Genomic DNA, 9,403 nt, shown 5'->3' with positions numbered 1-9,403 from the left:
AATATAAAAAGTCAATTATTTAAATATCATACAGTTATTGCTAAATTTAATGCTATTTTGATACTAAAAATGAACCACAAATTATGGCCACCCTACCCTGCGGGGCGCGTTCTTCCAGAGAGAGTTCATTCTCTATATTGCAAAAATCCGTATTCTGACTTTAAGGCAACCGATATGTAACCATTAAAATCACAGGCGGTCAATTTACAGAATCCGTCTTAGCACAAACAAATGGGCAAATGTATCAAAAAAAACTATACCTACGGCCATTATCAATACGGAGGTCACCACACCCGGAACTCTTTATCATACTCCATGCCATGGGATTATAAAAATATTTACTTTAACGTATGTTAAGCGACATCCGAATCGCGATTTCCGCACCAATGCCCGAAAATCGCGATTTTTGCTTCAAACGGGAAGCGCTGACAATCAACATGTTACGACAGCGGAGCTTTGTCAAGAAAGCAGAGAGGGCCGTTTGACCTTGCAATAACGGCCTTATTGCATTGCGACGACGGCCCCGTTGCACTCCAATAAGGCCGTTATGGCGATGTCGGGAGGCCCTTACGGCGAGTTGGCCCCCCAAAAAACGCATGTAAAGAAAGCAGAGAGGGTCTCACGGCTTTTCTATTTCGGAAAAAATAAAATGCGTTTTTTTCAGAATAAAACCGACATTCCCGTCAAACCGCATGAACCGGAGCCTGTACCGAAAATGAAACCGCGTATTTATACAGTCACCGGTTCCGTCCCGACGGATATACCATCTGCTTCGACGGATACTGCCACCAGTCGGTGGCACGGACCGGATCTGCGGCCCACTCGGCAAAAGAATGTCCTGGGGTATGATAAGCGCCCGAAAAGACTCCGTTGCGGCCTGTGCCTATAGCTGTGCCCTCAGTAGGATAGAGGAACTCTGCCGGCAGCTGCAATGCCCATATGTAAGGGTCGTCATAATCGGACGGCGAGGCTATATAATGGTATATCACCTCGTCGGTCTTGAACATACGAGTGTGTACTTCCATATATGTGCCATTGAAATTCTCTATTATGAACACGTCCATGTTACCGGCCACAAACGCCGCCGCCACGGCCTCGGTGGAGCAACGGAGGGTATAGACGGCCACAGCCGGTCGGACTGCCGAATGCGGTATACGGCTGTCTGTGGCCGACGTACCGACCGTGTTGTACATATGACGGCGCACACTGCCGTCCCGTTCCAACGTGCGGCCTATAGACCAATGGGCATCGTTGAAAAGCCTGACAACCAAGTCGTCCGTACGGCGGTGGGACGGTGGCAACAGCACGGCATCGGTGTCGATTATACGGAACGAAGCCTGAGGCCTGTCGGTGTCAAAATCCCCTTCGACCGCCACCGGCACCACATCGTCAGCCCTGACGCCTTTCACCCGCATGGCGGCCGCAATCTGCTTGACAGTGCCTACGGCGTCAAGACTCACACGCAACGTAACCGTACGGCCGTCGACAGTGGGCGATACAGTTAGCACGCAATCATTGAAATCGTAGTCGCCTTCCTGCGGAAAATTGTCTTCAAAGCAATATCTCAACGGTTCGACCGAAGCTGAATCCACTATCGTCCAACGGTGTTCCCGGGCAACATTCTCCACGGGAAAGGCACGGCCTATTATCTCTTCATAATGCGACTTGTCGAAATAATCGTCGTCACAGGCCGCGACAAAAATCAGTGCCGCGGCTACGGAAATACGAGCCACGAGCCGACTGAACATAAATACGAATGACCTTATCATAATCTGCAAATGTATAAAAAAATTAGGCTACAGGTGGATTTACAATATAAAAAGGTGGAAAAGCAAGCCTTGATTAACATTTTTTACACATATATAATACATAATTACAAAGAAAATAAAATATCTTTGTAGCGCATTCTTTATCTTTACCGGATTATAATAGCACGAACACTACCATGACGTCTTGTGCAACACAAATCCATAATGGCATAGTACTGAAATAAAATCAGTGAGTTTAGTAAGAAATAAATATAAATTTTACCAACATGAAGTTTTTTGATAAAAGCGCTGTCATGGCTATAGCCACAGGCGCAATCGTATTTTCAGCATGCTCTCATGAAACGGATTACTACAATCCGGATCTGAACCCGAACAAGGCACAGTATGAAAAGAATTGGAAAAACACGTTCGGAGACATCAATCCGGAACAGGATTGGAATGTTGCCGCCAAAGTGACAGCGTCTGTAAGTCTCGACGGCATGCAGGACGCGGCAAACATCATGGTATACACCGGACTGCCCGGTGGGCTCAACAGCAGGCTGGTTGCAGCATATCCGGCACAGACCCGTACTTTCTCGTTCGACTATGAAGAATCGGCCAAAGACGCCTACGTACTGATAACGGACCGGAACGACAGGATACTCCTCGGCAACTATTTCAGCATCGACAACGGAGAAATCAACATCGCGCTCAATACAAGAGGAACAAGAGCTGAAGACGGATGCGGAACTTCGTTGGGAGAGACGATCAAAACCAACAATGTTTTCAGAGACGAAAAAGGGTATTGGCCGGCCGACCTATATGAGAGCCAATATAATCCGGCAATAAAGTACAATGACGTTTTCGACCTGTACAAACTTAACAATGTGGCAACCAAAACCGGCTCTTCATGGAAGATTTCCGATATTGTCGACATCGTTGGAAAAGGTGGCGTCTTCGCAGAACAACAATACAACGAGAAAGGCGAATGCAACCTTATCAAATGGGAAGAAGACCTGAAGCCGTCTGAAGGTGCAGAGTATGTAATGGAAGAGGATGGTCCGATGGAAATTACATTCATGTATGGCGGAACAATAAAGTTCAACAAACTCGGTTACATCTGCTACAAAGACGGTGCGACAAAGGATGAAATATTGAGATCACCGCGATATCTGCTTATGGACGATGCCCGCCCACAGCACAATGTAACCATAGACGGAACAAGCATGGGAGAGCAAGACGGCATGAAACTTCCAGGCTTGGTAGAGTCTTATGAAAAATATGACGGAGCCGACGCCACTCTTACGGGAACGACCTACAAGCTGGCCTACTTCGACGAGAATGGCAACAGTTCGTTCACATTCCCTGCCGGCACACATATCGTATTCTTCGAGATTATTGGCAATAACGGTTCATGGTGGAACGAAGACCAATATTGCTTTAATATACGCTACTCTCTGCCATGGATGAACAGAGATTTCTATTACAAGAGAAATGAGAATCATCCGAGTTGGAAAGAATATGATGCCGCACAAACATTCGTTACCTATCGTTGGAACGGACAGACTGTCCTCGGAATGGAAGATGAGGGAGGAGACGATGACATGAACGATATCCTGTTCTTCGTAAACGGCAAATTCAAGTCACACGACATTCCAGACATTGGCAACGACCCCGCTCCGCAAGAATGGATTCTCGCCTGTGAAGACCTTGGAAGCACCGACGACTTCGATTTCAACGATGTAGTATTCAGAGTTTCCCATATAGCAGGAAAGACTGAAGCAGAAGTGACAGTGCTCGATGCCGGCGGCATACTGCCCGCAACCATATTCCGCGGTGACACGGAGATTGGCGAGGCCCATGAAATGCTTGGCGTGGCAACCAACGTAATGACAACCGAAGAGAAGAACACGACTGTAAGCGAACCGAAGAAGATAAGCGTACCGGCCGACTTCTCTATGACAGAGAACATGGGCGGATTCAAGATATATGTGGCCAACAACGAAACATCGGTGGTAAGCGTCAACGCTCCCGGAAAAGGTGAGGTGCCGCAGATAATATGCGTGCCGGGCACATGGAAATGGCCCAAGGAGCGTGTGAGCATTTCGGATGCATATCCCGATTTCGGCAAGTGGGGCGCCAACTGGCAGGACAATACATGGTACAACAACATATCCGATGAAAAAAATGTGATAAGCAAATAACCCGTATCACGACAATACTTTGTAGCGGATACAAATATAAAAAAGAAGGTGGGAATGGCCTGACATGCAATTTTTCATGTCGCTATTCCCACTTCTTCTTTATCCGCACGGCAACTCATATGCAAAATCGGAAAAAGATTGTAATATATTTGGTGAGTTCAGTCAATCTGACTAATTTTGCCGGTAAATTCAACACCAATGATACTCAATTATATATGGATAGCATTCTTCATCATCGCTTTTGTCATCGCCCTGGGCCGGCTTGTGATAACGGGCGACACTACGGTTTTTCCGGCAATGATGGACTCCACGTTCGCATCCTCCAAGACTGCATTTGAAATATCTATCGGACTTACGGGCATTCTCGCCCTTTGGCTCGGCATCATGAAGATAGGCGAACGCAGCGGTGTGGTGAACGTACTTGCACGGCTGCTCAGTCCGGTATTCACACGCCTGTTTCCCGACATACCAAAGGGACATCCGGCCACGGGAAGCATCTTCATGAACATAGCCGCCAACATGCTCAACCTTGACAACGCCGCCACACCGCTCGGACTGAAAGCCATGGAACAGCTGCAAGAGCTGAACCCGAAGAAAGACACAGCCACCAATCCGATGATAATGTTCCTTGTGCTCAACACGAGCGGACTGACGTTAATCCCCGTGAGCATCATGGTATACAGGGCACAGATGGGGGCGGCCCAGCCCACCGACGTGTTCATACCGCTTCTGCTCACCACATTCTTCTCCACCCTCACCGGCATCATTGTAACAAGCCTGTACCAGCGCATCAACCTCGTCAACCGTACAATGCTCATATTTCTCGGAGGACTGTGTACCGTCATTGCAGCCATCATCTGGGCGTTCGGACAGATGGACAAGGACACAATGAACACAGTAAGCACGAGCGTGGCCAACGTGCTGCTCATGACAATAATCACGGGATTCATCGTGGCAGGAATGAGAAAACGCATCAACGTGTACGACGCTTTCATCGACGGTGCGAAAGACGGTTTCAACACAGCCATACGCATCATACCCTATCTCGTGGCCATACTTGTGGCCGTGGGGGTGTTCCGGGCATCGGGCGCCATGGACATCGTTATCGACGGCATACGCATCGGCGCGGAATCGTGCGGCATGGACAGCGACTTCGTGGGTGCATTGCCGACGGCACTGATGAAACCTCTGTCGGGCAGCGGCGCCCGCGGCATGATGGTCGATGCCATGGCTACCTACGGCGCCGACTCGTTCGCAGGACGTCTGAGTTGCATATTCCAAGGCTCAACCGACACCACGTTCTATATCCTCGCCGTATACTTCGGCAGCGTGGGCATACGCCACACACGCCACGCCGTGACCTGCGGCCTGCTGTCAGACCTGGCAGGAGTCGTGGCTGCTGTGGCTATCTCGTATTTGTTCTTCTCATAAAGACATAAAGTACCGCCACATCAACAGTACCCACCTTAAAAGACTTACAGTCCAAAAAGAAAAAAAACAATGTCAAACTTGAAATCATTGGTCAAAGACACGGCCATATACGGACTTAGCAGCATAGTGGCACGATTCGTCAACTATCTGCTTGTACCGATACAGACGGCAAAGTTCACCGCCGACGGCGGACAGTATGGCGTGATAACAAATGTCTATGCCTATACGGCACTGCTTATCATCGTGCTCACATACGGCATGGAGACCACTTTCTTCCGCTTCATGAACAAGGAGGGGGAAAACCCGAGCCGTGTGTACTCCACCACACTGCGCATGGTGGGAATCACATCGTTGTTATTCTGCACTGCCATAATAGCATTCCGACAGCAGATAGCGGAACTGTTAGGCTATGCCGACCATCCTGAATATGTGTGGGTGCTGTTCGTAACTGTAGCAATCGATGCCTTTACGGCCATACTTTTCGCATATCTGCGCTACCGGCACCGTCCCATGAAATTCGCCATGTTGAAGATTGTCAACATCCTGATGAACGTGATACTCAACGTGCTGTATCTCATAGTACTGCCTGCCTTGAATCTCAACCCGATGGGTATATACGATGACAGCTTCCACCTTGACGTGGCATGGGTGTTCTATATCAACTTCTTCTGCACCGCGGCCACGCTGCTCATGCTGTATAAAGAGCTGCGCGGCATTTCGGCAGGCTTTGACCCCGGCATCTGCCGGCGCATGCTACGCTATACATGGCCGATACTCGTGATGGGACTGGCCGGACAGCTCAATCAGTGCATATCCCAGATTATATTCCCTTACCTGTACGACGGTACGCCTCATGAGGCAAGCACGCAACTCGGCATCTACGGCGCATGTATCAAGATAGCCATGATAATGGTGATGATAACCCAGGCTTTCCGCTTCGCCTATGAACCGTTCGTCTTCGGCAAAGCCAAGGACAGCGACAACCGCGCGACATACGCCATGGCAATGAAATACTACGTGATATTCACTCTGCTGGCATTTCTCGTCGTCATGGGATATATCAACGTACTTCGCCATATTATAGGACAAAGCTACTGGCCCGGTCTGAAAGTGGTGCCCATCGTTATGGCCGCAGAAATAATGTTCGGCGTGTTCTTCAACCTGTCATTCTGGTACAAACTCACCGACCGCACCATCTGGGGAGCATGGTTCTCGGCCATAGGATGCGTCATTCTCATCGTAATAGACGTGCTGCTCATACCACGGTTCAGCTACACGGCCTGCGCGTGGGCCGGCTTTGCAGCCTACGGCACATCGATGGTCATATCATATTTCGTAGGTCAAATATACTACCCGATTGCCTATCCCCTCCGCGATATCTTTGCATATACGGCACTTGCCGCAGTGCTGTTTGCCGCCATGACAGCCGCCAACAGCCATCTGCCGCAACTTGCAGCCATCAGCGCCAACACACTTCTGATAGCCGTATTCGCAGCCGTGATAGTCAGGCGCGACTTCCCATTGAAATCACTTCCCGTCGTGGGCAAGTACTTCAGATGACCAGCCGCTTCCGACAAGAACAATTGAATCACAATTGAACGATTAAATAACAACAAAACATTTATGAAAAAAATCACATTAGCACTGGCGTCAATACTCGCCGTAGCCTCAGCAAAGGCAGACGAAGGTATGTGGACGCTCTACAATCTGCCGCAAGCTGTCTATCAGCAAATGCAGACGGAAGGTTTCGAACTGCCTTACGACGCACTTTACAGCGGCAACAATGCCATAATGAAGTCTGTGGTGAATTTCAGCGGCTTCTGCTCGGGTGTGGTAGTATCGCCCGACGGACTTGTCTTCACCAACCACCACTGCGGTTTCGAGGCCATACGCAGCCACTCAACCGTGGAGCACGACTACATGCTCAACGGATTCTATGCCAAATCATACGAAGAAGAACTTCCCAACAAGGACATGTTCGTAAGTTTCATGGTTGAGCAGAAAGACGTGACCAAAAAACTCGAAGCCATGGGAATAGACAAGATGACGGCATCGCGCCGCACAGAGTTTGTCGATTCGATAGAGAACGCATGGTCTAAAGACGTGAAAGCCAAAGACTCCACTCTGCGTCTCGAAATCAAGCCGTACTATGAGGGCAACCAGTACTATGCCACCACCTACCGTGACTTCCGCGACCTGCGCCTCGTCTTCACCATACCGAAGTCTATGGGCAAGTTCGGCGGTGAGACGGACAACTGGATGTGGCCGAGACAGACATGCGACTTTTCCGTATTCCGCATCTATGCCGATCCAAAGACCAACGGTCCGGCCGACTACAACGAGAAAAACGTGCCCTACCGTCCGGAGTCGTGGGCTCCCGTGTCGATGCAGGGATATAAGGACGGCGACTTCTCGATGACCATGGGTTACCCGGGCAGCACCAACCGCTATCTCTCGTCATACGGCATACGCGAACGCCGCGATGCCATCAACGCTCCCCGCGCACAGGTACGCGGCGTGAAGCAGGAACAGATGATACGCCACATGCGTGCCGACGAGGCCGTACGTATCAAGTACGACTCGAAATACGCCCAAAGTTCCAACTACTGGAAAAACTCCATCGGCATGAACAAGTGTATCGACAGTATAGGACTAATACAGCAGAAGGCCGCCTTCGAACAGAAAATACGCCAATACCAGAACTCTACGGGATATCTGAAAAAAGAGCTCGACTTCGAACTGATGAAACGTCTCTACGATGCCCGTCTTGACGTGCGTAAGGCATACACACTGTTCACGGAGACATTCTTCCGCACCAACGAACTTACCACCCGTGCCATCCGCGTGCACAACGGTATAAAATATCAGGGACCTGACAACAAGCCGAAGAAACAGTACATCGTATTTGAAGACAACAGCAAAGAGTGGGACGAAGCCACGGACAAGGACGTATACGCCGCACTGCTGAAGAATTACCGCGAACAGGTCGACTCGAAATATCTGCCGGCTTTCTACACCACCATCGACAAGAAGTTCGGCGGAGACTGCACCAAATACGTTGACTATATCTATGCCAACTCAATGCTTATGAAAAGCGGAGAGAAACTCTATGCCAACAAGAAAAACTTCCTCAAAGACTGTGGCGTGGTGATGGGAATGGACATTACCGAAGTGATGCACACGCTGACAAGCAGTCTGAAGAGCAGCATGGACTCGATAGCCGAGCAGGAGAAATACCTCTGTGCCGCCAAACTGCGTATGGAAGAAGACATGCCTCACTACAGCGACGCCAACTTCACAATGCGACTGAGTTACGGTCAGGTGGGCGGATTCCTTCTCGGCGGCAAGCCATCGGGTTACTACACCGCAGCACCAAGCATCGTAAGCAAGATGAAGACAGGTGACAAGGTAGTAGACTACTATGCCGAACCTGTAATGCACGAGCTGTTCTCAGCCAAAGATTTCGGAAACTATACCGACAAGACCACCGGCGACATGCACCTCTGTTTCCTCACCAACAACGATATCACCGGCGGCAACAGCGGTTCACCGATGTTCAACGGCAAGGGCGAACTCATAGGTCTGGCCTTCGACGGCAACTGGGACAGCCTGTCGAGCGACTTGCTCTTCGATTCCCATCTGGCCCGCTGTATCGGTGTAGACATACGCTACGTCATCTTCATGATGGACCGTTGGGGACATGCCGACCGGTTGATCAAGGAGATTAATGCCAAATAAATGAAGAATTTGCTACCGCGGTTCTGTTATATGATGTTTTCTTGTAAATAAGTTAGTCAACAAAATTAAACTACATTATCGTACGGACAGAACGCCCCTGGAAGAACGCGCCCCGCAGGGGCAACAAGCACATAGCCCGGGGCAGAGCGAAGCGGCACCCCGGGTTTTATGTTCAATTACCCATTCGCCCTGAAAGGGCAAAAGCATAAGAATATATGGGTGTGTTGGTTGTAAGTATTTGATAATTAACGCTTTTGCCCTTTCAGGGCGAATGGGTAATTG

At 49.6% G+C, this 9,403-nt stretch carries 6 protein-coding genes; 5 read left to right on the top strand and 1 reads right to left on the bottom strand.

Translation table 11 applies throughout. The features are described 5' to 3' along the window. Positions 1-180 (top strand): hypothetical protein (locus HPS55_RS14125; protein ID WP_216655541.1); only part of this gene is annotated, 180 nt, incomplete at its 5' end. A gap of 557 nt (positions 181-737) precedes the next feature. Here the strand turns inward: HPS55_RS14125 and HPS55_RS13605 are convergent. Next, positions 738-1,769: an LruC domain-containing protein gene (locus HPS55_RS13605; protein WP_172177424.1), complete on the bottom strand. Its 1,032-nt coding sequence runs from the start codon at positions 1,767-1,769 to the stop codon at positions 738-740. Between the two features lie 266 nt (positions 1,770-2,035). On the opposite strand from HPS55_RS13605, the gene HPS55_RS13600 reads away from it, so the two are divergent. The 4 genes from HPS55_RS13600 to HPS55_RS13585 all read left to right on the top strand — a co-directional run bounded on the left by HPS55_RS13600 (position 2,036) and on the right by HPS55_RS13585 (position 9,121). After that, a complete protein-coding gene (locus HPS55_RS13600; protein ID WP_172177422.1) occupies positions 2,036-3,952 on the top strand; it encodes a DUF4842 domain-containing protein in 1,917 nt (638 codons plus the stop codon). 198 nt (positions 3,953-4,150) lie between these two features. After that, positions 4,151-5,383: a nucleoside recognition domain-containing protein gene (locus tag HPS55_RS13595; RefSeq protein WP_172177420.1), complete on the top strand. Its 1,233-nt coding sequence runs from the start codon at positions 4,151-4,153 to the stop codon at positions 5,381-5,383. A 69-nt stretch (positions 5,384-5,452) separates the two neighbouring features. Beyond that, positions 5,453-6,943 carry an oligosaccharide flippase family protein gene (locus HPS55_RS13590; protein WP_172177419.1) on the top strand — a complete coding sequence of 497 codons (1,491 nt, stop codon included), beginning with the start codon at positions 5,453-5,455 and terminating at the stop codon, positions 6,941-6,943. 63 nt (positions 6,944-7,006) lie between these two features. Further along, the gene (locus HPS55_RS13585; protein WP_172177417.1) at positions 7,007-9,121 is read left to right on the top strand and encodes a S46 family peptidase; all 2,115 of its coding nucleotides are present in this window, start codon (positions 7,007-7,009) and stop codon (positions 9,119-9,121) included. Positions 9,122-9,403 lie beyond the last annotated feature (282 nt).

The organism is Xylanibacter rodentium, assembly GCF_013166575.1.
Lineage (GTDB): Bacteria > Bacteroidota > Bacteroidia > Bacteroidales > Bacteroidaceae > Prevotella > Prevotella rodentium.
Note: the sequence above shows the minus strand (reverse complement) of the source record. Positions and strands in the feature narration are given on the sequence as shown.

Bases quoted from the DNA above. Each gene is read 5' to 3' on its own strand.
- HPS55_RS13605 (WP_172177424.1), bottom strand. From the start codon at position 1,769: ATGATAAGGTCATTCGTATTTATGTTCAGTCGGCTCGTGGCTCGTATT.
- HPS55_RS13600 (WP_172177422.1), top strand. From the start codon at position 2,036: ATGAAGTTTTTTGATAAAAGCGCTGTCATGGCTATAGCCACAGGCGCA.
- HPS55_RS13595 (WP_172177420.1), top strand. From the start codon at position 4,151: ATGATACTCAATTATATATGGATAGCATTCTTCATCATCGCTTTTGTC.
- HPS55_RS13590 (WP_172177419.1), top strand. From the start codon at position 5,453: ATGTCAAACTTGAAATCATTGGTCAAAGACACGGCCATATACGGACTT.
- HPS55_RS13585 (WP_172177417.1), top strand. From the start codon at position 7,007: ATGAAAAAAATCACATTAGCACTGGCGTCAATACTCGCCGTAGCCTCA.